This is a genomic window from Paraburkholderia lycopersici, assembly GCF_900096975.1.
GTDB classification, from domain to species: Bacteria; Pseudomonadota; Gammaproteobacteria; order Burkholderiales; family Burkholderiaceae; genus Paraburkholderia; species Paraburkholderia lycopersici.
On record NZ_FMYQ01000004.1, the window covers coordinates 113201 to 135788 of the forward strand.

Here is a 22588-nt window from a genome sequence, read left to right on the forward strand (position 1 = left end):
GCGCAAAGCGTCGAATTTTGCGCTCGCGCGCATGCTCTCGCCACCGGCTTTCGGCGTGCCTGCCGTGTACGCCATCGATGCAAACCGATTCAAGAACATGCCGGAAAACGCCGTAAACGCGGCACATAGACCGACTTCGCCAATGCATGAGCCCGAGAAAAATCATGCACGCGAGGCAATCGTTTTACCGGGGATAGAACTTGAATCGCAGTCAAACATGGTCGCGCACGGCAGCGCCCGGCGAGATCATTTATTCGGAAGGCTTTGCAGGCGAGCGCCTGATCTTCGTGATCGCCGACGGCAAGGTCGAGATATCCACGCGCTGCGACGACAAGAAAGTCGTGATGGCGACGCTGGGCCGAGGCGAGTTTTTCGGCGAGACCGCGTTGCTCGGCGCCGAACCGCGTCCGAACACGGCGAAGGCGCTGAGCTTTTGCCAGCTGACAGTCGTGCCGGCCGATATCATCGAAGAAGAACTCGAGCGCGTCTCGCCGCTGCTGCGCCACATCGTGCGCACGCTTACTCGCCGCGTCAAGGCGAAGGACGATCTGCTCGCCACCTACACCCACGCCGACTTCATGCCGGGGGTGCTTTCCTACGCGCACGTGCTCGCGCTGATCGCGGGCGCCAACGATCACGCCGAAGGCGGCGACACCTGGTCGCGCCACGGCGCGGCCGGTGCCGAGGTGAGCGTGCCGCTCGCCGACGTCGTGCAGAAATGCCGCGCGGTGGCGGGCCATTCGCGCCCGCACGTCATGGCCATGCTGCGCCGCATGGAGAAGCTCAATCTCATCACGATGCAAAGCGGGCAGGCCACGCATCTCGCCAACGGCGCGGCGGCGGCGGAGGGCGCACTGGGCCGCCAGGTCGTGACGTTCGACCCCGCGCGCATCGTGGATCGCGCGGCGCAGGTGGCGGACAGCGATCTCGACGTGTCGATCAACAGCGAGCTCGAACTGATCGAACTGGCCGATCTCGAAGCGCTGATCGGCGTGGAGCGCAAGGTCATCCTCAACAAGCTCTCGCACGCCGAAATCGCCGACGAGGTCTTCGCGTTTCGCAAGTCGAAGGTGCTGAACTTCGTCGAGCAAAAGGGCGTGGCGTACTTCTCGAAGCGCACGGACCGCGGCCCGGGCGAGCTCAACTCGCTGGACGACCTGCTGTTCGTCGACCAGCGCACGCTGTTCGAAGCGGTCGGCACGCTCGATACCTACGACCTCGCGAAGCTGCTCACCTCGATCGAGGACCAGGCGGTGTCCGAGCGCCTGCTTTCGGTCATGGCCGACGCGCGCAAGAACGAGGTGTCGTGGATCATGCGCCGCGACATCAAGATCGATCCCATGGAAGTCGTGGACATCGAGAAGCGCCTGCTTGACGCCGTGCGCGCGCTCAAGGCGCCTGGCGCACGCTAGGCGCGGCATATACCGGCGCGCGTCGCCGCCCTGCGCCCTGAGCGCGTGCGGAGGCACATGCGCGCGCAGGTTCATCTGGAGATACGCATGGATTTGCTTACCTTGATCGGTATCGTCGTCGGCGTGCTGGCCGTGGCGGCCGGGTTCTTGCTCGAAGGCGGCCACTTCGCCACCCTGCTCCAGCCGGAGGCGCTCGCCATCGTGCTGGGCGGCACGCTCGGCGCCGTGATGATCCAGAACACGTGGGCGCGCTTTTTCGACGCCGTGAAGCATCTGCGCATGGCCTTCGTGAAAGCGCCGCGCGTGGACGAAGCGAGCCTCGCCGCCGTGCTGGAGTGGGGCGATCAGGCCAAGCTCAACGGGCTGCTCGCGTTCGAGTCGATGAACCTGCAAGGCATTCATCCGTTCGCGCGGCGCGGGCTGGAACTGCTTGCCAGCGGCGTCTCGACCACCGTGCTCGAAGATGCGCTCAATCGCGAGCTGGAAGCCTGCGGCCGCACGCATATGGCCGCCGCGCGCGTGTGGCAGCAGGCGGGCGGTTATGCGCCCACGTTCGGCATTCTCGGTTCGGTGCTCGGCCTCATTCAGGTGACGGGGCATCTCATCGATCCCGTGCAGCTCGGGCCTGGCATCGCGGTGGCCTTCGTCGCCACGCTTTATGGCCTTGCGTTCGCGAATCTCGTGTTTCTGCCGCTCTACGGCAAGATACGCGCGCACATCGAAAGCGAGCTGCGTCTGCACAAACTCTATATGGACGGCCTGCTCGCCATTTCGCGCAAGGAGTCGCCTCACACGATCGCCACGCGTCTTGCGGGCGAAGTGAGCGGCAACACGGGCAGCCTGCAGGACGAGGCGAACGTATGGGCACTGGACGCGACGCGCGCGAGCTGACCCGCAACCCGGCCATCCAGCATGAACATGCCCTCCGACAAAGAACTGCCGCTCACGGGCCGCCACGATCACGAAGGGGACGAAGGCGACGATCCGCATACCGGCCGCTGGCTCATTTCATACGCGGACCTCATCACGACATTGATGGTGCTGTTCCTTGCGCTCTACGCGATGCAGCTCGCGAAGCATAAGGAATCCGAAATCCGCGCGGCGGCTGAACCGGCGAGCACGGCTGCCTCTTCGGACCAGCCGCCCGCCGCCGATCAGGCGCTGCTGGCTTCGCTGGAAACGCTGCGCCAGCGCGGCGAGATCACGATCGTACCCGCGTCGCGCGGCGTGGAGATCGGCATCAACGCGAAGATCCTGTTCAACGCGGGCGACGCCACGCTGCTGCCCGAATCGCTCGGCGTGCTGGGCCGTATCGCCGACGTGCTGAGCCATGCGCCAGCGGGCAACATTCTGGTGGAAGGGCACACCGACAGCACGCCGATCTCGAACGCGAAGTACGCGTCGAACTGGGAGCTTTCCTCGGCGCGCGCGGGGGCGGTGGTGCGCTACCTCGTCGAGCGGGGCATCGAGCCGCACCGGCTCGTCGCTATCGGCCACGCCGACAACTACCCGCTCGTGGCGGGCAACGACCCCGCGAGCCGTGCGCTGAACCGGCGCGTGACGCTCGTCGTGCAGCGCTGAGCGTCGTCACGCGCTTTGTCCGCACCACACAATGAAAACGAGCGTCACACCTGCATGGACGGCACGTCTTTCATGCAGCGCAACGCGAACATCGACCGGCTGTGCCGAATGCCGGCAATCCGGTAAAGCTTCTCGCGCAGGAAGCGCTCGTAGCCCGCGGTGCCGTCCACCGCCACCTTGATCCAGTAGTCGTACTCGCCGGAGACGAGATAGGCTTCCAGCACGTCGGGCAGCGCGGCGAGCGCGGCGCCAAAGCGCGCGAGCGCGTCGTCTTCGTGGCGGTCGAGCGTCACTTCGAGAATCACGATGTCGGCGTAACCGAGCTTCTGCTGGTTCACGAGCGCGACATAGCCGTCGATATAACCGTCGGCTTCGAGCTGGCGCGTGCGGTTCCAGCACGCCGTGGTCGACATGCCGACCTGCTCGGCCAGTTCGGCATTCGAAAGCCGTGCGTTTTTCTGCAGGGCGCTCAGGATCTTGCGATCCTGGCTGTCGAGGGTGCGGGCGGGGCGTTCGCGGGCGGCCATAAGCAAAAAGAATCGTATTAATCAATATTGCATTTTACCGGAAGGATGTTCCGAATCTGACCAGGCATTGGCCCAAAACAGGAAGCCCATCCAGCCTTTCGACCGGTATATTTTCCGACATGTCTTCATGCCCGGCACGACCCGCACGGCCACCTTGCCGGCGCGGGGCGCGCCGCCGCAGCCACAAGCCGCGGCGGCCCGTCAGGGCCCTCCTGCCGCCCACCGCGGCGACCGCCGGACCTTCGCCTCGCGCGCCACGCTGCGCTATCCACCGAACGCGAACGTATCCGGCCGGGCATCGAGGCATACAAGCGCTTCCGATTCCTTGCCCCCTCCAGAACAACAAGATGTCGACCCAGTTGTATCTCTCTTTTCTCGCCGCCGCGCTCGTACTCGTCTATACTCCCGGTCCCGTCAACGTCCTCACGATGAGCCAGGCGCTCCACGCCGGGTGGCGCCGAGCGCTGCCATGCGTGTGGGGCGGCACGCTCGCCGTGCTGCTTCAACTCGCGCTGACCGCGCTGTGCCTCAATTCCCTGCTCACGATCAGTGAGCATTCACTTACGGCGCTGCGCTGGCTGGGGGGCGCGTATCTGGTGTGGCTTGGCTGCAAGCAGTGGCGCAGCCGGTCGCTCGCCGGCGCGGATGCGCCGCCGGAGGCCGAAGGCGCAAGCCGTCGCGACTTGTTCTGGCGTGGTTTTGCGACATCGGGACTCAACCCGAAGACCCTGCTGTTCTTTCCCTCGTTTTTTCCGCAGTTCATCGGCGCCGATGCGCCCTGGAGCGCCAACCGGCAATACCTGCTGCTGGCGGCGACGTTCGCGTTGCTGTTCGCGGGCGGGGTGGCTTCGATGGCGCTGTTCTCGCACCGCCTGCGTCACGTGCTGCAGCGGCCAAAGCGCATGCGCGCCGTGAACCGCCTGATGGGCAGCCTGCTCGTGGGGATGGGCGCGATGATGGCCGGCTTGCGCTGAACGCACAGGCCGCCGAGGGTGCGCGCTCGTGCGCGAGCCCTGTCGCTTAAGGTGTGGTTGCGCCGCTGGCGGTGGAGGCGGCCGGTGTTGCCATCGGCGTGGCCGCCGCCGCGCCATGGGGCGCAGCGGACGACGCGAGCGTTTGCGTCGCTGCGGCGTCGGCGGAAGCCGCATTCGTGCCGGCCGGCGTTGCAGCCGGCGCGGACGCGGCCTCGGGCGGTGCGGCGTTGTGAGCGGCCACACTCGCCGGAAGCACCGCGGGCTGCGGGTTCGCCAGAGTCGCGGACGTGCCCGTCGCGCCATGTTCCGCCGGAACGGCGGCCGGTTTGGCCGGCGCGGGCGCGACAGTGGCCGGCGCCGGCGCAGCAGTGGCGGCGGGCGGCGCCGTCAGCACTGGCGCGGCGGGCAACGCATTGTCGTGGAGTACGGCCGCGCCTGTCGCCGCTGCCGCCGCGGCGGCAGCCGGTGCGGCCGATCCCACCGTGGTCGCGGCAGGCGCGGCGCTTGCCGTGACCGGCTCGACGGGCGGCGGCAGCGGCGTGATCTTGATCGTGCCGCTGCCCGGCACGGGCTCGCTGCGCGCGGCGGCGTTCAGATAGCGCCCCACCAGATCGAAGAAGCGCGAGTAAAACGGTCCCGACTGGATCGTTTCGCTGGAAATTTTCACCATTTCGTCGCTGTTCGAGCGAATGGGCAGCGAAACCGACCCCAGAATCGAGAGCCCCACGCTTGCCGACGTATCGCTTTTCTTGAGCGCATAGCCGTTCTGCACGGCGTTGACGTACACCATGCTCGAATTGCTCGCGTCGCCAGGCGTGCAGACCACATGCACTTCCACGACGATGTGCTGGTCGCTCGTCGGCTGGAAGTTCTTGGTGGCGTCGACGGTGTCGTTACGCGTGATCGTCGTCATGTAGCCCTGGCTCAGCAGCGCGCGGCGCGACGCTTCGCAGGCGTCGGCACTCGCATAGTTGAAGCTGCGCGAGAACTGGCTCGGCGCGCTGCTCAGCAACTGATCTTCCTGGAAGTTCGGCTTGGCCGAGGAGCACGCGCCGAGCGCGGCGGCCAGCGTCACCGCGGCCGCGGCGAGGGCGGCTGGACGAAGCGGAGCAGGCAAAAGAGGGACGACTTTAGAAAAACGGGACATGTTCAGGGCAAACAGGGCGGCAATGCGGCATTGCATCGGACGGGATGCATTGTAGTTCGGTTCCGCCGCGCGCGATCGAACGCTCGTTTTTTCGAGGCATTTCGAAAGCCACTCGAAGGAATTCGCAGGGCGCGTGCCACGCCACCGGTAAAGACAGGCTTTCGCCGAACGCGAACGCTTGGGCCAACCCGGCGCGCGAGCGGCTGCCACTCCGCTCACGACCTTGCGGACCCGTCACGTCGCCGTATTTCGGAGCGCCGTACGGGTCGCTGGGTCACCTCCTTCATGCAGGCCCAGAAGGCCAAAACGGCGAGCGCCCCGCAAGGGACGCCCGCCGCTTTACCTGCTGCAAACGTCAGCGAAGCGCTTCGCTTACACCGCCATTTCCGGCGGTGCCTGCCGGAAGCAGCGCGTGATCCAGCCGAGATAGACAAGGCCGAGCACGAACCAGATCACGCCGAGCACGATCGCCGTCTTTTCGAGGCTGCACAGCAGCCAGATGTCGGTCACGGCGCCAATCAGCGGAAACACGACGCCGCCGAGGAAGCCGAAGCCGCGCGAGCCCGCCGCGCCGCCGAAATACTGGCGGATCACGCACAGGTTCACCGAAGTGAACGCCAGGAACGCACCGAAGTTGATGAACGAAGTCGAAGTGGCCACGTCGAGCTTCAGCGCGATCAGACCGACGGCGCCGGCAATCGCGATGTTGATCGCGGGCGTGCGAAAGCGCGGGTGGATGAAGCCGAAAATCGATTTGGGCAGCACCTCGTCGCGGCCCATCGCATAGAGGAGGCGCCCCACGCTCGCCTGCGCCGAGATGCCCGAGGCGAATTGCGCGAGGATCAGGCCCGCGAGGAAGATCGTCACGAAGATATCGCCGCCCACCTTGCGCGCGATTTCGAAGGCGGCCGAATCCGGGTCCTTGAACACGGCGCCCGGATGGGCGAGCTGCAGCGTATATGCGGCGATCACGAAGATTGCGCCGCCCACGAGCGCGATCAGCACGATGGCGCGCGGGATGGTCTTTTCGGGCTCGATGGTTTCTTCGGTGAGCGTGGAAACGGCGTCGAAGCCAAGATACGAGTACGCGGCGATTGCGGCGCCCGCCATCGTGGCCGAGAGCGGCACGTGCGGCTGGAAGAACGGCTGCGCCGTGATGAGACCGCCAGGGCCCGCGGCGGCGGAAGCATAGTGCAGGCAAAGGACTACGAACATGGCCGCGATGCCAAGCTGCACGATCATCAGCACGATGTTGAAACGCGCCGCGAGCTCGATGCCGACAATGTTCAGCGCACTCGTGAGCACGATGAACGCGACGATCCAGATCCACGTGGGCACGCTCGGGAACGCGGCGCCGAGATAAGCCGCGCCGATCAGCCAGATCACCATCGGCAGGAAGAAGTAGTCGAGCAGCGTGGCCCAGCCGATCATGAAGCCCAGATGCGAATTAAAGCTCTTGCGCGTGTACGTATAGGCCGAACCCGCGACCGGGAAAAGCCGCGCGAGCTTGCCGTAGCTGAGCGCCGTGAACACGATCGCGACGAGCGCGATGAGATAGGCGAGCGCGGCGGTGTCCTGGCTTGCGCCGGCGAGCACGCCATAGGTGCCGTAGACGATCAGCGGCGCCATGTAGGCGAGGCCGAACAACAGCACGGATGGCAGGCGGAGCGTGCGCTTCAGATGCGGTACGTGAGCGCCGCGTTCATGCGACGGCGAGGGAGGATTCATGATGCAGTTGTCTCCAGGGGGGCTGCGGTTTCAATGGGCGTGGACGAGCCCGGCGAGCCGCGCGGGCGGCATGCCGGATCGCCTGTTGCCGGATCTGGCTGCTGCGCTGCGGCTTAGCGCGTGCGCGTGCGGATATTGAGCGAGCGGCGGCCTTGCGCGTCGTTCTCGTCGACGAGATTCAGCGCGATGCGTGCGTCGTGCAGATAACTGTAGTGCTCGCGGCTTTGCGCGAGCAGCGCGCGGTCCACCTTCGCATGCAGCACCGCGTCTTCGTTCTTCAGCTCGCAGAGCACGTCGCCGAACGGACTGACGAGCGCGGTTTCGCCGGGGAACGTCAGGTTGTCGTCGCCGTCGCCGATGCGGTTCACGAGCGCCGCGAACATCTGGTTTTCCATTGCGCGCGCAACGATCGCGCGGCGATGCACGGGGCCGAACGGGTCCATGTTGCCGTTCGTGACGACGAGCATTTCCGCGCCGAGCGAGGCAACGGCGCGCGCCGTTTCAGGAAATTCGATGTCGTAGCAGATCAGTAGGCCGACGGTCATGCCCTTGAATTCGCACACCTCGTAGCGATCGCCCGGCGTGAACACGCCCACGTCCGTGGCCCACAGGTGCGTCTTGCGATAACGCAGCGCGACGTCGCCGTGTTCGTCGATCAGGACCGTCGTGTTGTAGAAGCGCCCGCCTTCGCGCTCGGCGAGGCCGACGGCCACGCCCACGTTCGCGGCGCGGGCGGCGTCGCGCACCCGCGTGAGCGCGGGACCGTCGAGCGCTTCGGCCACGTCGCGCACGTTCTCGCGCGTGGGAAAGCCGGTGAGCGTGGCTTCGGGGAATACGACGAGATCGCTGCCTTCGCGGCGCTTGCCGATCGCGTCGAGCACGCGGGCCAGGTTGGGGGCGACTGCGCCGTCCACGAGCGGGATCTGCGCGAGTTCGAGTTGCATGCTTGTCTCCAGTGCCTCGTTCGTCGGGCTCGCGGGCAGTCGGGCCTATGGTTCAGGCTTTATGTATTACGTCAGCGCCGCGCGAGCGTCAGGAGCGGCTATTATCTCCACGTTATTTTTGTCCAGGAATTACCCACCAGGGGTACCCTGATCGGAGGACTCATGGAACCCGACTGGCAGGACCGTGCGTTCCATCACCATATCGCGACGCTGATCGACGCCCTCGACGGCCCTGATTTCTGGACCCGCCTGACGCGCGTGATCGAGCGTTTCGTCGCGTTCGACAACTGGGTCGCGCTCGTATTCCGCCGCGATCGCGCGCCGCTCGTCTGCGCCGAGTCGCCCATGCCCGACGGCACCGTGGATCTCTTGTTCCGCGCGTATCTGGAGGCGATGTACCTGCTCGATCCGTTCTATATCAACGCGTGCGAAAAGCCGCGCGCGGGCCTCGTCACGCTCGCCGAAGTCGCGCCCGATAACTTCCGCATGACGGACTATTACCAACGCTACTTCAAGAGCAACATCATCGGCGACGAAATGCAATTCAACCTGCCCGTCGACGGCGAGCGCACGCTGATCTTTTCGCTGGGTGCAAAGCACCATTACACGGAGCGCGACATTGCCCAATGCGCGATGTTCGCGCCATGGGTGGTCGCGCTCATGAGGCAGCGGCTTGCCTACGAGCATTTCGCGGATGGGGCGGCGCAAGCGCTGGTGTCGGAGGCCGGGGCGGAAAGCGCGGCGCCGCAGGGGCAGCTCAGCGAGGCGGGCTTCGCGAGCCGCATCGAAGCGGTCACGCAGCAGAGCGGACGCGTGCCGCTCACGGCGCGCGAAATCGAAGTGGTGCGCTTGAGCCTGAGCGGCTTTTCCACGCGCGCGATTGCGGAACGGCTCGAAATCTCGTTCGAGACCGTGCGTGCGCACAAGAAGCACATTTACGCGAAGCTCGGCGTGAGTTCGCAGTCGGAGCTGTTCGCGCTGTTCTACGAGCCGCTCGGGCGCGCGGGCGCTTGAGAGCGCCGCGCGCGCTCATGCGCGTTGTCAGAACTCGACGAGCGCGAAATCTTCCTTGCCCACGTCGCAGAGCGGGCAGCGCCACGCGTCGGGCACGTCGGCCCAGCGCGTGCCGGGGGGGAGGCCGTCGTCGGGTGCGCCGGCGGCTTCGTCGTAGACCCAGCCGCAGATCACGCACACCCATTGCCTGAAGCCATCGCCGGTGTCCGCGACGGAAGTTGTGCCGCCTGCCGGCGCTTCCTGCGCGACACTTTCCTGCGGCGTATCGAGCGCGACCACGAGCGGTGCTGCGGTCGTTTCGCGCGCGGCGAGCCTGGTTTGCAGGGTGTCGAGCAGTGCGGCGGCTTCGTCGGCGGTGAGGTCGATCCAGTATGGATCGCCTGCGCCGTCATTCAGGCGTTCGGGGGAGAACTGGATTTCGAGGGCAACGCCTTTCTTGTACATAAGCTAAAACGGATTGCGTAGCGTCCCGGGCCAGCCATGCTCAGAGGAAGTACCGGCACAGCAGCGAGGCCGCGATGCCGGCGGCGGCGATCAGCGCGAGCATCTGCAGGAGCGTCATGGACTTGCTGGACTTGGCGTTCGGAGCGGCGGGACGGGTGGTGGTGTTCATAGGATGAAGTCGCGGCGATGTAAGTTGCGTTCTCGATCGCGCCCCTTATTGTCGCCACCGAGCCTGGCTGGTGGCGGAGCGCGGCCGGGGAGTTTCGCACGATTTCACGCTGATGGGGGCATTCGGACGCCGGCCGCGCGCACGCGCCGCAGGATCGGCCACGCGTCCTTTCGTGCGATTCGCCGCGCGCAACCCTCATCGCACAGCGAAACGGATTATCGCCGCTAACGCGGGCCGGATTCCCGAGCGAGCGGAGATGGTTTATTTCGCGTGAGTTGAGAGAACGCGTTCACGCATGCAGCCAACGCTGCTCGACATACGAGAACAGCCAGCTGACGGGCACCGCGCAGGCCATCCCGATGGCCACCTCCGCCACGCGAAAGAGCGCGACGTCCCACACCGGCCCGTTCATGGGCACGAGCAGCACGATGGTGGTGGTGATCGCGCCCAGTCGGGCGGCAGTGCTCACGCTCAGGCACCAGCAGCCGACGATCACCACGCTCACGGCCACGAGGTAGGCCGCGAGGTTTTCCGGGCCGAACGCGGCCGTCGCGAGGCCGACCGCGCCGCCCGCGATCGCGCCGATGAACTGGTCGCGCGACTGTGCGAGCGTATCGGCGTAATCGTGCTGCGTGACAGCGATGGCCGTGATCGCGGCCCAGAACGCCTGCTCGGTGTGGAGCGCGCGCCCGATGCTGTACGCGAGGCCCGCGCCGCACACGGCGCGCAGCGCCATGAGCGTGCCCTGCGCGGCGCGGCTTTTCAGCGGCAGGCGCTTGAGCGCGCCGAGCGCCGACTGCTGGAGCGACGTGAGATAGGCGAAGAGGTTGTCTTGCGGGTCGTGCATCGCGTGTGACTGGTCGAAAAATGAACGCCAAGCATATCAAGCCGTATCGGCCGCGTGCGCGTCGTCAGGCAGGCAATGCGCGCGCAACTGTTTTGCCGCGTGGCGCAGATCGCGCTCGATCGCGCGCCGCGCCCCCTCGGCGTCGCGGCGCTTGAGGCGGCGCATCAGGCTTTCGTGGGCCTCGTTGAGCGTGTGCGCGAGCGCGGTGTCTTCGAACAGCAGGTTCGAGATCGGCCCCACCTGGAGCCACACCGTTTCGATCAGGTCCACGAGCAACGGCGAGCCGCTTGCACGATAGAGCGCGAGGTGAAAGTCCTCGTTCACGTCGAGGTAGCGTGCGCGTTTGTTCTGCGCGAGCGCTTCGGCCATTTGCGCGCACAGCGCATCGAGCCGCGCGATTTCCGCGGCCGTGAGACGCGCGGCGGCAAGCGACGCCGCTTTGCCTTCGAGCATCACGCGCACGTCGAGCACGTCGTCGAATTGCGCGCGCGTGAGCTGCGGGACCATTACGCCGCGGTTGGGCAGGTTCACGAGCGCCGACTCGGCCGCGAGCCGAACGAGCGCCGCGCGCACCGGCATCTCGCCCACGCCCAGCTTGCCGGCGAGTGCGTGAATGCGCAGGCGCTCGCCGGGCACAAAGCGCCCGAGGCTCAGCCAGCGCCGCAACGTGGCGTAGGTCTCGTCCTGCAGCGACTGATGCGCGCGCGTCTTCATCGCGGCTTGCCTTCCTCGCCGGGTTCGCCGAGCTCGGTCAGGCAGGCATCGAAGGCGGTTAGCAGACGGTCGACGTCGGCCTCGGTCGTCTCCGGGCACACGAGCATCATGTTGTGGAACGGCGTGATGAGCACGCCACGATTGAGCAGATACAGATGCAGCGTCTGTTCGAGTTCGTCGTCCATGGCCGCGCGCGCCTCGCTGCCGTTGCGCGGCGGCGTGGCGCAGAACTGGAATTCGGTGCGCGCGCCCACGCGCGTGACGCACCACGGCAAGCCGTGGCGCGCGATCGTGGCCGCGAGTCCGTTGGCGAGACGTGCGGCGAGCGCGAACATGTGGGTGTACGCCGCTTCGGTCATGACTTCGTCGAGCGTTGCGCGCATCGCGCTCATGGAGAGCGCGTTCGCCGTGAGCGTCGTGCCGATGCCCGAATGGCCCGGCGGCGCGTCGTGCTTTGCCTGTTGCGCGCGCGCCGCGAATTCGGCGGAAAAGCCGTAGACGGCGCAGGGCACGCCGCCGCCCACCGGCTTGCCGAGCACGAACAGATCGGGCTCGATGCCGTGCTCGCGCGCATAGCCGCGCGGGCCGCTGCTGATCGTATGCGTCTCGTCGATCAAAAGCAGCGTGCCGTGCCGTTTCACGAGCGCCTGTGCCTCGCGCCAGAAGCCGGGCTCGGGCAGCACCATGCCGACGTTCGTCATCGCGGGCTCGGCGAGCACGCAGGCCACGTCGTTGTCGGCGAGTGCGCGTGAGAGCGCTTCGAGATCGTTGAATTCGACCACGCGGGTGGTCGGCAGAAGGTCGTGCACCTGGCCCAGCAGGCTGGCGCGCTGCGTCGGCCGGCCATCGACGAGATCGACGAACACGTCGTCGACGGTGCCGTGATAGCAGCCGTTGAACACGATGATCGCGCGCCGTCTCGTGGCCGCGCGCGCCCAGCGCACGGCGAAGCGGTTGGCGTCGCTCGCGGTCATCGCGAACTGCCAGTACGGCAGGCCGAAGCGCTCGGCAAGCGCTTCGGCCACCGCCACGGCGTCTTCCCCCGGCAGCATGGTGGTGAACCCGCGCTGCGCCTGCGCTGCGAGCGCGTGCGCCACGGCTTGCGGCGCGTGGCCGAACATCGCGCCCGTGTCGCCGAGGCAGAAGTCGGCGTAGCGATGGCCGTCCACGTCGGTGAAGGTTGCGCCGCGCGCGGCGTCCACGTAAAGCGAGCAGGGCGTGGACCAGTCGTTCATCCAGTGCAGCGGGACGCCGAACAGCAGATGCCGCGCGGCTTGCGCGGACAATGCCCGCGACTTCGGGCGCGCGGCGACGAAGGCTTCGCGTTCGCGGGCGAGAATGCGTTGCGCGCGGTCCCGGCTTGTCCCCTGGCGGCCTGGCATTGGCGTCTCCTCAAGATTTGATCAAATCTTCGCACGGAAAAACGGGGAAGTAAATTTGATCAAATCTGCCGGAAAACGAAAAGGCGCGATCCCCTGGGGCATCGCGCCTTTTCTTCGGTTAAAGCCGTGCGTTACTTCCTGTCGATCGACAGCCGCCCTGGCCCGCTCACCGCGAGTGCGAGCAAGCCGCCCGCGATGCTTACGTTCTTGTAGAAGTTGATCATGTTCGCCATTTGTTCGGCGCCGGTCATGTTCCAGAAGTGATGCGCGATGATCGCCGTCGCGACGGTGTAGAGCGCGAGCAGGACGGCGAGCGGCCGCGTGTAGAAGCCGATCAGAATCAGGATGCCGACCACGAACTCCATGATGACGGCGATGATGGTGGAGAGCATTGGCGCGGGCGCGCCCACGTGCGCCATGTAGTCGACGGTGCCCGAAAAGCCGGTGATCTTCGACCAGCCGAACAGCACGAACAGGGCGGCAAGCAGAATGCGCGAGATCAGCAGCACGGCATCGTTGCCGGGCCCGAACAGGTTGTATCGCATGGTTTTCTCCGAGGAATGAAGCGGTTCGCCACGTATGGATCCGCACCTGCCGGGTGGCGGACCGCTCTCCGCGAGCGGTCCGCCGCGCGCCGGTCCGTTGGCTGGATCAGGACCAGAGCTCCGACACTTCGATATTACGCAGATCGAACACGAGAACTTCTGCATCGTGTCCGTCGCTGAAGGCGAGCTCGCGCTCGGAGCGGAGGCGCGCGCCATCGCCTTCGCCGAGTTCGACGCCGTTCAGCTTCACGCTGCCGCGCGCCACGTGGACGTAGGCGTAGCGGTCCGCGCCGATTGCTACCTTCGCCGTTTCCGCGCCGTCGATGCGGCCGGCGTAGACCCGGGCGTCCTGGCGCAGCAGCAGCGAATCTTCGGCGCCGTCCGGTGAGAGGATCAGGCGGAACTTGCCGCGCTTTTCTTCGTCGGCGATGTTCTTTTGCTGATAGCGTGGCGGCGCGCCCTTCACGTTCGGCGCAATCCAGATCTGCAGGAAGTGCACCGGCTCGCCCGCCGAGTGGTTGAACTCGCTGTGCGCGACGCCGGTGCCGGCGCTCATCAGTTGCACGTCGCCGGGAACGATCACCGAGCCCGTGCCCATCGAGTCCTTGTGCTCGAGCGCGCCTTCGAGCACGTACGAGAAGATTTCCATGTCGCGGTGCGGATGCTTGCCGAAACCGCGCGCCGGGGCCACACGGTCGTCGTTGATGACGAGCAGGTCCGAGAAGCCGATCTGCTCCGGATCGTAGTAATTCGCAAACGAAAACGTGTGACGCGAGCTGAGCCAGCCGTGTTCGGCGCGGCCGCGTTGGTCTGCCTTGCGAAGTTCGATCATTTTCGTTTCTCCTTCGAATCGGTTCGATTCGGTGTCCGGTTGCGATGGAGAGAAGTTTAGGTCAATCAAATCGGCTTTAATCGGCGTAGGATACGAATCACTGTCACGTTGAAGTGGACAATGGAATGCAACTCGACGACATGCGGATCTTCGTGAACGCCGTGGATACCGGCAATTTCACCGCAGCGGCGCACCGGCTGCGGCTTTCCAAACAGTTCGTGAGCCGGCGCGTGGCGGCGCTGGAGGCGGATCTCGGCGCGCGGCTGCTCGTGCGCAACACGCGCAAGCTGGCGGTGACGGACCTCGGCCAGGAGTTCTACGAGCGCGCAAAGCGGATTCTTTCGGACGTCGCCGAAGCCGGGCAGGCCATGTCGGACCGGCGCAGCGAGCCGCGCGGCCTGCTCAAGGTGAGTGCGCCCATGTCGTTCGGCATGGCGCATCTGTCGCCGCTCGTCGCCGAATTTCTGCGCGAGCATCCGGACGTGCGCTTCGACATGGACCTGAGCGATCGCACCGTCGACGTGATCGGCGAGGGGTTCGACATGGCGCTGCGCATCGGGCGGCTCGCCGATTCCACGCTGGTCGCGCAAAAGCTCGCCGACGTGCGCATGATCGCCTGCTGCAGTCCCGGGTACCGGCGCCGCCGCCGCGCGCCGCAAACGCCGGCCGATCTCGCGCAACACGCCTGCCTGCCATACGGGCAGCAGGGCCGGGCGCCCTGGGAATTCGTCGTCGACGGCGTGCGCACGGCCTTCGACGTGCATGGTCCGCTGCGCGCCAACAACGGCGAAGTGATCCGCGACGCGGCCGTAGCCGGGCTCGGCATCTGCTATCTGCCGGACTTCATCGTGGCGGGATCGGTTGATGCGGGTTTGCTCATCGAGGTGCTCGAACCATTCATGCCGCCGCCCAACGCGCTCCATGCGCTGTATCCGCAACATCGTGAAGCTTCCGTGACGATCCGCGCGTTCACGCAATACTTGCGCGAACGGCTGGCGGCGCGCGCGGCGACCGCGCGTGGCGGCGCACTTTGACGCAGCAAGCCTGCGATGCCTTGCAGAAGGGCCGTTGCGCCTGCATCTAATACCCAAAGCCGGACGCGCGCCGGCACGCCGATGTAGGGGCAGGCGCGAGGAACCAGACGCATATCGCGGCGATCACACCTGGCTGAGCCTCGATCTGCGCGCGGAGGCACCATGAATGGGCGAGCGCGTGAGGCGCAATGTCGCAGTTTCGTTGTATGCTCACCGCCCCGAGGGTTGCTCGGGACGCTTGAAGCGGGCGCGGAAGCCCATGCAGGCGGGCCTCGAAGATGACTATGGGGTCCGATAGGCAGGGTTTATACCCGCGATCAAAGCAACCAATTTTTCAAACGGACGCGGTTCCCGTAATCTTCGTCCATACCTTTTCCCAACCCAGAGCGAGGAAACAACGCATGTCTCTCATCAACACGCAAGTCAAGCCGTTCAAGGCAACCGCATACCACAACGGCAAGTTCGTTCCGGTCTCTGAAGAAAACCTCAAGGGCAAGTGGTCGGTTGTCGTGTTCTACCCGGCTGACTTCACGTTCGTGTGCCCGACCGAACTCGGCGACCTGGCCGACCATTACGCCGAATTCCAGAAGCTGGGCGTCGAGATCTACGGTGTGTCGACCGACACGCACTTCACGCATAAGGCGTGGCACGACACGTCGGACACGATCGCCAAGATCAACTACCCGCTGGTCGGCGACCCGACGGCCACGCTCGCGCGCAACTTCGACGTGCTGATCGAGGAAGAAGGCCTAGCCCTGCGCGGCACGTTCGTGATCAACCCGGAAGGCGAGATCAAGCTCTGCGAAATCCACGACAACGGCATCGGCCGTGACGCGAAGGAACTGCTGCGCAAGGTGCAAGCTGCTCAATACGTCGCGTCGCACCCGGGCGAAGTCTGCCCCGCCAAGTGGACGCCGGGCGCCGAAACGCTCAAGCCGTCGCTCGACCTCGTCGGCAAGATCTAAGCGTCGCATGAACCCTGCGATCGCCTTGATCGCCTGACGCCGAAGTCAAACTGAGCTGTACCTCAAGCTGTATATCCGGGCCGCGCCCTTGCGGCCTGCGGCCCGGAACGCATTCAAAGCATTTCCCCCGCTTCTTCTCTAGCCGGAAAAAACGCCATGCTCGACGCCAATCTCAAAGATCAACTCAAAAGCTACCTCGAAAAAGTCACGCAGTCGATCGAGATCGTTGCGTTCCTGAATGACGGCGAGAAGTCGCAGGAACTGCAGCAACTGCTGCAGGACATCGCATCGCTGTCGGATCGCATCACCTACGAAGAACGTCGTGGCGCCGCAGCCGGCAACGCGCGTACGCCTTCGTTCGAGATCAGGCGCGCGAACTCCGACGTCAAGGTCACGTTCGCGGGCATTCCGATGGGCCATGAATTCACGTCGCTCGTACTCGCGCTGCTGCAGGTGGGCGGCCACCCGGTCAAGCTCGAGAACGAAGTGATCGAACAGGTGAAGGCGCTCGACGGCGCGTTCTCGTTCGAAGTCTACATGTCGCTGTCGTGCCAGAACTGCCCGGAAGTCGTGCAGTCGATCAACGCGATGGCGACGATCAACCCGAACGTGCAGATCGTCACCATCGACGGCGCGCTGTTCCAGGACGAAGTCGAGAAGCGCCAGATCATGGCCGTGCCGACCATCTACCTGAACGGCGAAGTGTTCGGCCAGGGCCGCATGGGCGTCGAAGAGATCCTCGCGAAGCTCGACACCGGCGCTTCGGCGCGTGCCGCCGGGAAGCTGAACCAGAAGGACACTTTCGACATGCTCATCGTCGGCGGCGGCCCCGCCGGCGCAGCGGCCGCGATCTACGCGGCGCGCAAGGGCATTCGCACCGGCGTGCTCGCCGAGCGCTTCGGCGGCCAGGTGCTCGACACGATGGCGATCGAGAACTTCGTCTCGGTCAAGGAAACGGAAGGACCGAAGTTTGCGGCGGCGCTTGAGCAGCACGTGCGCGCCTATGACGTCGACATCATGAACCTGCAGCGCGCCGAAGCGGTCGTGCCCACGGGCAACGGCTTCGAAGTGCGCACGCAGAGCGGCGCGACGTTGCGCGCGAAGAGCGTCGTGCTCGCAACGGGTGCGCGCTGGCGCAACGTGGATGTGCCGGGCGAGCAGGAATACCGCAACAAGGGCGTGGCCTACTGCCCGCACTGCGACGGCCCGCTTTTCAAGGGCAAGCGCGTGGCGGTGATCGGCGGCGGCAACTCGGGCGTGGAAGCGGCGATCGACCTGGCCGGTATCGTGAGCCATGTGACGCTGCTCGAATTCGGCGCGCAACTGCGCGCGGACGAGGTGCTGCAACGCAAGCTGCGCAGCCTGCCGAACGTCACGGTGCACGTGAACGCGCAAACCACGGCGATTGCCGGCGACGGCCAGAAAGTCACGGGTCTCGCGTATCTCGAACGCACGTCGGGCGAGACGCATCATCTCGAGCTCGAAGGCGTGTTCGTGCAAATCGGCCTCGTGCCGAACACCGAGTTCCTCAAGGGCACGGTGGCGCTTTCGAAGCACGGCGAGATCGAAATCGATGCGAAGGGCCAGACGTCGGTGCCGGGCCTGTTCGCCGCGGGCGACGTGACGACCGTGCCGTTCAAGCAGATCGTGATCGCCGTGGGCGAAGGCGCGAAGGCGTCGCTCGGCGCGTTCGAATATCTGATCCGCTCGTCGGCTGAGCAGGAAGAGGACGCGAAGGCGACGACGCCTGTGGTTGCGTAAGCAACGGTTTCGAGTAGTCTCTCTTTGCGCCGGCTCACGCCGGCGTTTTTTATTGCCCGGAGAAATCGCCCGGTCTTGCGCGAGCGGGGTGGCGCCCGGCGGGCCTCGGGCGTGCGGTATCTCGCGGGACGGAAGCGAGGACCGGTTCGCGCCTTTACCCCCGCGCCGCAATCTCCTTCTTCCACCCCGCGATGATCTTCGCCGCCAGCGCGTTGTAATCGCCGTCGAAGTGGTGGTTGCCGGTCGTCTTGACGACGTCGATGCCGGTGTTCGCGAGCGCCGGGCACAGCGTGTCCTTCTCGCCCGCGCCATACACGCATTGCACGATCGATGGCGGCACCTTCTCGAGTTCGGGGCGCACCTGCAGCGCCTTGTCGCTTGCCGGCATGCCGAGCCAGCCCGTCACGCGAATCTGGAAGTCGGCGTCGGGCGCGAAGCCGAGCAGCGACATGTACGACACCTTGGCGCGCAGCGCGTCGGGCAGGCGGTTGTACGCGAACGGCATCACGTCCGCGCCGAACGAATAGCCGACGAGCGCGATGTGCTGCGCATGCCAGCGCGAGCCATAGGTTTTCAGCACGCGAGCGAGGTCGTGGCTCGTCTGCGCGGGCGTCTTTTCGCCCCAGAAGTAGCGCAGCGCATCCCAGCCGACCACCGAAACCCCCTGCTTTTGCAGCGCTTCCGCGACCGTCTTGTCGAGATCGCGCCAGCCGCCGTCGCCCGAAATCACCACGGCGAGCATGTCGGTGGGATGCTCCGCGGGCAACTCGACGAGCGGCAGGTCCGACACGTCCTCTTCGCTTTCCGTCACCACGCGCAGATGATTCGATGTGAGCGCGACGATCTTGTCCGCGTCGGCCACGTTGGCGGCGAATCCGCGCACGGCGCCGGAACGGGTTGCGTGCGCATCGTCCGTCGTCACGCCCTGCTCGAAGAAGCCGGGCAGGCCGTTGCCGCGGGAGAGCCTGGCGTCGGCGGGACACGGGGCGAAGCGCGCGTCGAGCTTCGCGGCAGGATCGAGCGACACCGCGCCCGCCATCGTGTTCGCGGGGGCCTGCGAGAGCATGTGCTGCGCGATGAGCGCGCCTTCGCCGCTGCCGACGGCGATCGGCGCGAAATACTCGCTCGACCCCTGCTGGCGTTCGAGTTGATGGCTCAGCGATTCGGCGTCGCTATAGAGCTTGTGGCAGGCCTCGTTCTTCACGGCGGCGAGGTTGGCTGCATAGCGTTCCGTATCCACGCCCACGACGAGCGCGCCGTGTTGCGCGAGCGCGTCGGCGCGAGTCTGGTCGGCGTCGCTCCAGTGCTTGTCCGCCGAAAAGAGCACGGCAAAGCCGCGCATGGCTTCGCCGGGCTTCGTCACGGCGACGTCGCCGTAACGGCCGCCCGGGACGTGCATCGTCGCGGCGGAAGCGGGCACCGAAGCCGCGTTGGCCTGAATCGCGCAGAGCGCGAGCAAAGCGGCGCCCGCTGCCGTGCCCGCAATGCGCGGCAGCTTGAGAGTACGGAATGTCATGAGCGCCAGCCTCCTGCCAGCAGCGATAGATCGGCGAGGGTGATGAACACGCTGATCGAGCCCGAAGCAGCCAGATAGCGCGGTTCCCAGCGCGGCGCGAATTTGTTCTTGAAGCCGCGCAGCCCCCGGAAGTTATAGAAACGGCCGCCGAAGCGCCAGATGAAGCCCGCGAGCCGGTGCCACGGCGAAGCGAGCGGCGAGGGCCCCATGCCCGCGAGCGGCGCCATGCCGAGCGAGAGCGACTGGTAGCCGGCAGCCTTCAGGTGCAGCGCGAGCTGCGTGAACAGATACTCCATCGCGTAGGGCGACGCGCCCGGCAGATGGCGCATGACGCCGACCGTCGCGTCGGTGTTGAGATCGGTCGTCATGAAGGTGACGAAGGCGAGCGGTTCGCCGTTCTGGCGTATCAGCAACACGGACTGCGCGGCGAGATAGTCGTCGTCGAACGCGGCCACCGAGAAGCTCTTTTCGCGCGCTTCGCGGTCTTCGAGCCAGGCGTCGGAGATTGCGCGCAGCACGGGCAGGCTCGCGCCCATTTGCGCGGGCTCGATATGCTCGATCGAGAAGCCGTCGCGTTCGCCGCGCTTGAGCGCGTAGCGCAGGTGGGCGCGCTGCGGGCCCTTCAGGTCGAATTCCTGCAGCATCACGCGCGCCTCCTCGCCGAGCTTCATCAGCGTGAGGCCGGCATCGAGGTAGAGCGGCAGCGCGTCGGCGCGCACCTGGTAGAACGCCGCGCGGCCGCCGTGCGCGTGCGCGAGCGTGACGAATTCGCGGATCAGCGCGGGCCACTCGTCGCGCGGGCCGACCGGATCGTGCAGCGCGGCCCACGTACGGCCGCGCTTCGCGTACATCAGGAACGCCTTGCGCGAGGCGGAAAAGAGGAAGCTCTTGTCGCCCATCAGCGCGAGGCCCGCGTCGCTGCGCTCCTGCGCGCGCACGATGCGCGCGGCTGCTTCGAGGTCTTCGCTCGCGGGCATCACGAAGCGCCCCGCGGCGGGGCGCAGCAACTGCCACGATGCGAGCGCGGCGGCGAATACGCCGGCGCCGAGCGTCGCGCGCAGGGCGCGCGGCGCGCGGCTGTGGAACGCGAATTGCCACCAGAGGCTCTGCGAATATTGCACGTCGCGGAAGGCGAACAGCAGCACCCACACGGCAAGCGCGATCACGCAGCCGACCGAGGCGAGCCACGCGGGCGTGAAGCGCTCGGCGAAGAGCGACGAGTGGCGGTTGAAGCGCTTGCGCGTGGCGAGCAGCAGCACGATCAGCACGCACAGCACGCCCGCTTCGACAAAGGCGAGGCCCTTGGCGAACGAAAGCGCGAGGTTGGCGAGGGCGATCACGAACGCGAGCCACCATGCGGCGTCGAGGCGCCGGAGCAGCCCGCGCGCGACGAAAAGGAGCAATACGCCGAAGAGGCTGCCCATCAACTGCGAGCTTTCGAGCACCCAGAGCGGCAAGAAGGTTTGCAGTAACGCGATGCGTTTGGAGAACGCGGGCGTGGCGCCCGAGATCACGAGCATGCTGCCGGTGACGAACGTGACGATGGCGAGAAAGAGCGGCGCGAGCTGCGAGACGCCGTCCGCGCCGCGCTTCGCGAAGCGTGCGCCGAGCGGCGTCTTGAGCGCGCGGCCTTCGAACACGGCGAGGACGGCCGCCGCCAGCGCAAGCGGCGCGCCGAAGTAAATCGCGCGATAAGCGAGCAGCGCGGCCAGCACCTTCGAAGCGGGCACGCTCGGGCCGAGCGCGTAGACCATCGCGGCTTCGAATACGCCGATGCCGCCCGGCGTGTGGCCGATCAGGCCGAGCAGCATGGCGGCGCAATACACGGTGAGGAAATCGGTGAAGCCGATGTGGCCGTGCGGCATCACCGACCAGAGCGCGAGCCCGGCACCGACGACATCGAGCGCGGCCAGCAGCAACTGCGCGACGAGGTCGCGCCGCGCGGGCACCGAAAAGCGCAGCCAGGCGCGCCCGAACGGCTCGATGGCGCGTGCGTTAGCGGGGCAGAGGGCCACGAGCACGGCGCCGCAGCCGAGCAGCGTGCCGCCGGCCAGGCGCAGCGCGTCGGGCGAGAGCGGCAGCAGGCCGGAGACCGTGCCGGCGGCGCCGACCATGCCGAGCGCGGTCATGAGCACGAGCGCGAAGGCGAGCGTGATGCCGGTGAATACGCTCATGCGGCCGATCTGCGCCGCGGTGACGCCCGCGCCGCCATACACGCGGCAGCGCACGGCGCCACCCGTGAGCGCGCCGAAGCCGGTGACGTTGCCGAGCGCCGAGCCGGCGATGGCGCCCGCCCACAGTGCGCCGCGCGAGACGTGCATGCCGAGGTAGCGCAGGCCCACCGCGTCGCGCCCGACCAGCGCCACGAAGCTCACGACCGTGGCGGCGAGCGCGCCGGCCCATTGCGCCGGGTTGAGCGTCCAGAGCTGGCTGATCACCGAGTGGTAGTCGACCGTGCGCGAGAGGTGCTGGAACACGACCAGCAGCAGCGCGCAGATGCCCAGTGCGAACGCCGGCGTGACGAAGTGCTGCAGGCGCAGGGCACCGGCGCGGCCGCGTAGCGCCGCGAAGGCGCGCGCCGCGCGCGAGGAATGCGATTGAGACATGGTTCGGCCTGCTGATCTCCGCGATGTCGCCGTATCGACTGCGTTAGCTTCCCCGGCGGGGACATCGCGATATTTGCTACGTTCTTTCGAGACCGGCCCTCGCGCATCTCGCGCCGCGAACCAGGAAGTCGAGCCGAAACGTAATCGTTTGGAAAGGACGGGTTAAGCTCAGCAAACGCATAGGACTCTCCGCCGGTTGACGCCTGAGGCGAAGAAACTCCTGCTGGGTGCGGATGAACCGGGCGATATTACGTGGCTAAATTCGCGGGGTTAATCGAGAGAAAATCATATGACGATTAATGTTTGCAAAGAACAATTCAAAAACGAATCGCGTGACAAGGCAATCGTCAGGTTATGAGTAATGTGAAGCGCCTGAAGCGGGATGCTATGGGGCGATTCGCCGTAAGCCTTGCAGGCTGGTCGATCCGGGCGATTCGGCTTAAGTC

At 66.2% G+C, this 22588-nt stretch carries 21 protein-coding genes; 8 read left to right on the top strand and 13 right to left on the bottom strand.

What is annotated here, in order from left to right; translation table 11 throughout:
* Positions 1–200: 200 nt before the first annotated feature.
* The 3 genes from BLU17_RS06585 to BLU17_RS06595 all read left to right on the top strand — a co-directional run bounded on the left by BLU17_RS06585 (position 201) and on the right by BLU17_RS06595 (position 2993).
* The gene (locus BLU17_RS06585) at positions 201–1412 is read left to right on the top strand and encodes a Crp/Fnr family transcriptional regulator (protein WP_091995916.1); all 1212 of its coding nucleotides are present in this window, start codon (positions 201–203) and stop codon (positions 1410–1412) included.
* Between the two features lie 87 nt (positions 1413–1499).
* Positions 1500–2303 carry a flagellar motor protein gene (locus tag BLU17_RS06590; protein WP_091995917.1) on the top strand — a complete coding sequence of 268 codons (804 nt, stop codon included), beginning with the start codon at positions 1500–1502 and terminating at the stop codon, positions 2301–2303.
* Positions 2304–2324: 21 nt separating this feature from the next.
* Positions 2325–2993, top strand: a complete 669-nt coding sequence (locus tag BLU17_RS06595) for an OmpA/MotB family protein (RefSeq protein WP_091995918.1) — start codon at positions 2325–2327, stop codon at positions 2991–2993.
* Between the two features lie 44 nt (positions 2994–3037).
* Here the strand turns inward: BLU17_RS06595 and BLU17_RS06600 are convergent, their stop codons facing one another.
* Positions 3038–3520, bottom strand: a complete 483-nt coding sequence (locus BLU17_RS06600; RefSeq protein WP_091995919.1) for an Lrp/AsnC family transcriptional regulator — start codon at positions 3518–3520, stop codon at positions 3038–3040.
* A gap of 347 nt (positions 3521–3867) precedes the next feature.
* On the opposite strand from BLU17_RS06600, the gene BLU17_RS06605 reads away from it, so the two are divergent.
* The gene (locus tag BLU17_RS06605; RefSeq protein ID WP_091995920.1) at positions 3868–4494 is read left to right on the top strand and encodes a LysE family translocator; all 627 of its coding nucleotides are present in this window, start codon (positions 3868–3870) and stop codon (positions 4492–4494) included.
* A gap of 46 nt (positions 4495–4540) precedes the next feature.
* On the opposite strand, the gene BLU17_RS06610 is transcribed toward BLU17_RS06605, so the two are convergent.
* From BLU17_RS06610 to BLU17_RS06620, 3 genes are all read right to left on the bottom strand, one after another.
* A complete protein-coding gene (locus BLU17_RS06610; RefSeq protein WP_245746745.1) occupies positions 4541–5569 on the bottom strand; it encodes a DUF2242 domain-containing protein in 1029 nt (342 codons plus the stop codon).
* A 444-nt stretch (positions 5570–6013) separates the two neighbouring features.
* The gene (locus tag BLU17_RS06615; protein WP_091995921.1) at positions 6014–7369 is read right to left on the bottom strand and encodes an APC family permease; all 1356 of its coding nucleotides are present in this window, start codon (positions 7367–7369) and stop codon (positions 6014–6016) included.
* Positions 7370–7482: 113 nt separating this feature from the next.
* Positions 7483–8313: a carbon-nitrogen hydrolase family protein gene (locus BLU17_RS06620; RefSeq protein ID WP_091995922.1), complete on the bottom strand. Its 831-nt coding sequence runs from the start codon at positions 8311–8313 to the stop codon at positions 7483–7485.
* 162 nt (positions 8314–8475) lie between these two features.
* Here BLU17_RS06620 and BLU17_RS06625 point away from each other — a divergent pair, with 162 nt between their 5' ends.
* A complete protein-coding gene (locus tag BLU17_RS06625; protein WP_091995923.1) occupies positions 8476–9327 on the top strand; it encodes a helix-turn-helix transcriptional regulator in 852 nt (283 codons plus the stop codon).
* 27 nt (positions 9328–9354) lie between these two features.
* Here BLU17_RS06625 and BLU17_RS06630 read toward each other — a convergent pair whose 3' ends face one another.
* The 7 genes from BLU17_RS06630 to BLU17_RS06655 form a co-directional block, all read right to left on the bottom strand.
* Positions 9355–9771, bottom strand: coding sequence for a rubredoxin (locus BLU17_RS06630; RefSeq protein ID WP_091995924.1), 417 nt, complete (start codon positions 9769–9771; stop codon positions 9355–9357).
* 40 nt (positions 9772–9811) lie between these two features.
* The gene (locus BLU17_RS34190; protein ID WP_281247801.1) at positions 9812–9940 is read right to left on the bottom strand and encodes a hypothetical protein; all 129 of its coding nucleotides are present in this window, start codon (positions 9938–9940) and stop codon (positions 9812–9814) included.
* Between the two features lie 289 nt (positions 9941–10229).
* On the bottom strand, positions 10230–10787 hold the full coding sequence (locus tag BLU17_RS06635) for an FUSC family protein (protein WP_091995925.1): 558 nt from the start codon (positions 10785–10787) through the stop codon (positions 10230–10232).
* Between the two features lie 36 nt (positions 10788–10823).
* On the bottom strand, positions 10824–11501 hold the full coding sequence (locus BLU17_RS06640; RefSeq protein ID WP_091995926.1) for a GntR family transcriptional regulator: 678 nt from the start codon (positions 11499–11501) through the stop codon (positions 10824–10826).
* On the bottom strand, positions 11498–12883 hold the full coding sequence (locus BLU17_RS06645) for an aspartate aminotransferase family protein (RefSeq protein WP_091995927.1): 1386 nt from the start codon (positions 12881–12883) through the stop codon (positions 11498–11500). The genes BLU17_RS06640 and BLU17_RS06645 overlap by 4 nt, the downstream gene beginning before the upstream one ends.
* A 131-nt stretch (positions 12884–13014) precedes the next feature.
* Positions 13015–13428 carry a DoxX family protein gene (locus BLU17_RS06650; protein ID WP_091995928.1) on the bottom strand — a complete coding sequence of 138 codons (414 nt, stop codon included), beginning with the start codon at positions 13426–13428 and terminating at the stop codon, positions 13015–13017.
* 106 nt (positions 13429–13534) lie between these two features.
* Entirely contained in the window at positions 13535–14260 is a 726-nt protein-coding gene (locus BLU17_RS06655) for a pirin family protein (RefSeq protein WP_091995929.1), read from the bottom strand.
* Positions 14261–14385: 125 nt separating this feature from the next.
* Between BLU17_RS06655 and BLU17_RS06660 the strand changes: the two genes are divergently transcribed.
* The 3 genes from BLU17_RS06660 to ahpF all read left to right on the top strand — a co-directional run bounded on the left by BLU17_RS06660 (position 14386) and on the right by ahpF (position 18020).
* Entirely contained in the window at positions 14386–15294 is a 909-nt protein-coding gene (locus tag BLU17_RS06660) for a LysR family transcriptional regulator (protein WP_091995930.1), read from the top strand.
* 401 nt (positions 15295–15695) lie between these two features.
* On the top strand, positions 15696–16259 hold the full coding sequence (gene ahpC / locus BLU17_RS06665) for an alkyl hydroperoxide reductase subunit C (protein ID WP_091995931.1): 564 nt from the start codon (positions 15696–15698) through the stop codon (positions 16257–16259).
* Positions 16260–16415: 156 nt separating this feature from the next.
* Complete coding sequence (ahpF, locus tag BLU17_RS06670) at positions 16416–18020, top strand: alkyl hydroperoxide reductase subunit F (protein ID WP_091995932.1); 1605 nt, start codon at positions 16416–16418, stop codon at positions 18018–18020.
* A 154-nt stretch (positions 18021–18174) separates the two neighbouring features.
* On the opposite strand, the gene BLU17_RS06675 is transcribed toward ahpF, so the two are convergent.
* Both BLU17_RS06675 and mprF read right to left on the bottom strand, forming a co-directional pair.
* Complete coding sequence (locus BLU17_RS06675; RefSeq protein WP_091995933.1) at positions 18175–19536, bottom strand: virulence factor family protein; 1362 nt, start codon at positions 19534–19536, stop codon at positions 18175–18177.
* Positions 19533–22142, bottom strand: a complete 2610-nt coding sequence (gene mprF, locus BLU17_RS06680; protein ID WP_091995934.1) for a bifunctional lysylphosphatidylglycerol flippase/synthetase MprF — start codon at positions 22140–22142, stop codon at positions 19533–19535. The genes BLU17_RS06675 and mprF overlap by 4 nt, the downstream gene beginning before the upstream one ends.
* Positions 22143–22588: the final 446 nt, after the last annotated feature.

What these genes read in the sequence shown, in the direction of transcription:
- ahpC (WP_091995931.1), top strand. Translation starts at nt 15,696, where the DNA reads ATGTCTCTCATCAACACGCAAGTCAAGCCGTTCAAGGCAACCGCATAC.
- BLU17_RS06600 (WP_091995919.1), bottom strand. Translation starts at nt 3,520, where the DNA reads ATGGCCGCCCGCGAACGCCCCGCCCGCACCCTCGACAGCCAGGATCGC.
- BLU17_RS06675 (WP_091995933.1), bottom strand. Translation starts at nt 19,536, where the DNA reads ATGACATTCCGTACTCTCAAGCTGCCGCGCATTGCGGGCACGGCAGCG.
- mprF (WP_091995934.1), bottom strand. Translation starts at nt 22,142, where the DNA reads ATGTCTCAATCGCATTCCTCGCGCGCGGCGCGCGCCTTCGCGGCGCTA.
- BLU17_RS06655 (WP_091995929.1), bottom strand. Translation starts at nt 14,260, where the DNA reads ATGATCGAACTTCGCAAGGCAGACCAACGCGGCCGCGCCGAACACGGC.
- BLU17_RS06595 (WP_091995918.1), top strand. Translation starts at nt 2,325, where the DNA reads ATGAACATGCCCTCCGACAAAGAACTGCCGCTCACGGGCCGCCACGAT.
- BLU17_RS06660 (WP_091995930.1), top strand. Translation starts at nt 14,386, where the DNA reads ATGCAACTCGACGACATGCGGATCTTCGTGAACGCCGTGGATACCGGC.
- BLU17_RS34190 (WP_281247801.1), bottom strand. Translation starts at nt 9,940, where the DNA reads ATGAACACCACCACCCGTCCCGCCGCTCCGAACGCCAAGTCCAGCAAG.
- BLU17_RS06625 (WP_091995923.1), top strand. Translation starts at nt 8,476, where the DNA reads ATGGAACCCGACTGGCAGGACCGTGCGTTCCATCACCATATCGCGACG.
- BLU17_RS06620 (WP_091995922.1), bottom strand. Translation starts at nt 8,313, where the DNA reads ATGCAACTCGAACTCGCGCAGATCCCGCTCGTGGACGGCGCAGTCGCC.
- BLU17_RS06605 (WP_091995920.1), top strand. Translation starts at nt 3,868, where the DNA reads ATGTCGACCCAGTTGTATCTCTCTTTTCTCGCCGCCGCGCTCGTACTC.
- BLU17_RS06635 (WP_091995925.1), bottom strand. Translation starts at nt 10,787, where the DNA reads ATGCACGACCCGCAAGACAACCTCTTCGCCTATCTCACGTCGCTCCAG.
- ahpF (WP_091995932.1), top strand. Translation starts at nt 16,416, where the DNA reads ATGCTCGACGCCAATCTCAAAGATCAACTCAAAAGCTACCTCGAAAAA.
- BLU17_RS06590 (WP_091995917.1), top strand. Translation starts at nt 1,500, where the DNA reads ATGGATTTGCTTACCTTGATCGGTATCGTCGTCGGCGTGCTGGCCGTG.
- BLU17_RS06630 (WP_091995924.1), bottom strand. Translation starts at nt 9,771, where the DNA reads ATGTACAAGAAAGGCGTTGCCCTCGAAATCCAGTTCTCCCCCGAACGC.
- BLU17_RS06615 (WP_091995921.1), bottom strand. Translation starts at nt 7,369, where the DNA reads ATGAATCCTCCCTCGCCGTCGCATGAACGCGGCGCTCACGTACCGCAT.
- BLU17_RS06645 (WP_091995927.1), bottom strand. Translation starts at nt 12,883, where the DNA reads ATGCCAGGCCGCCAGGGGACAAGCCGGGACCGCGCGCAACGCATTCTC.
- BLU17_RS06650 (WP_091995928.1), bottom strand. Translation starts at nt 13,428, where the DNA reads ATGCGATACAACCTGTTCGGGCCCGGCAACGATGCCGTGCTGCTGATC.
- BLU17_RS06640 (WP_091995926.1), bottom strand. Translation starts at nt 11,501, where the DNA reads ATGAAGACGCGCGCGCATCAGTCGCTGCAGGACGAGACCTACGCCACG.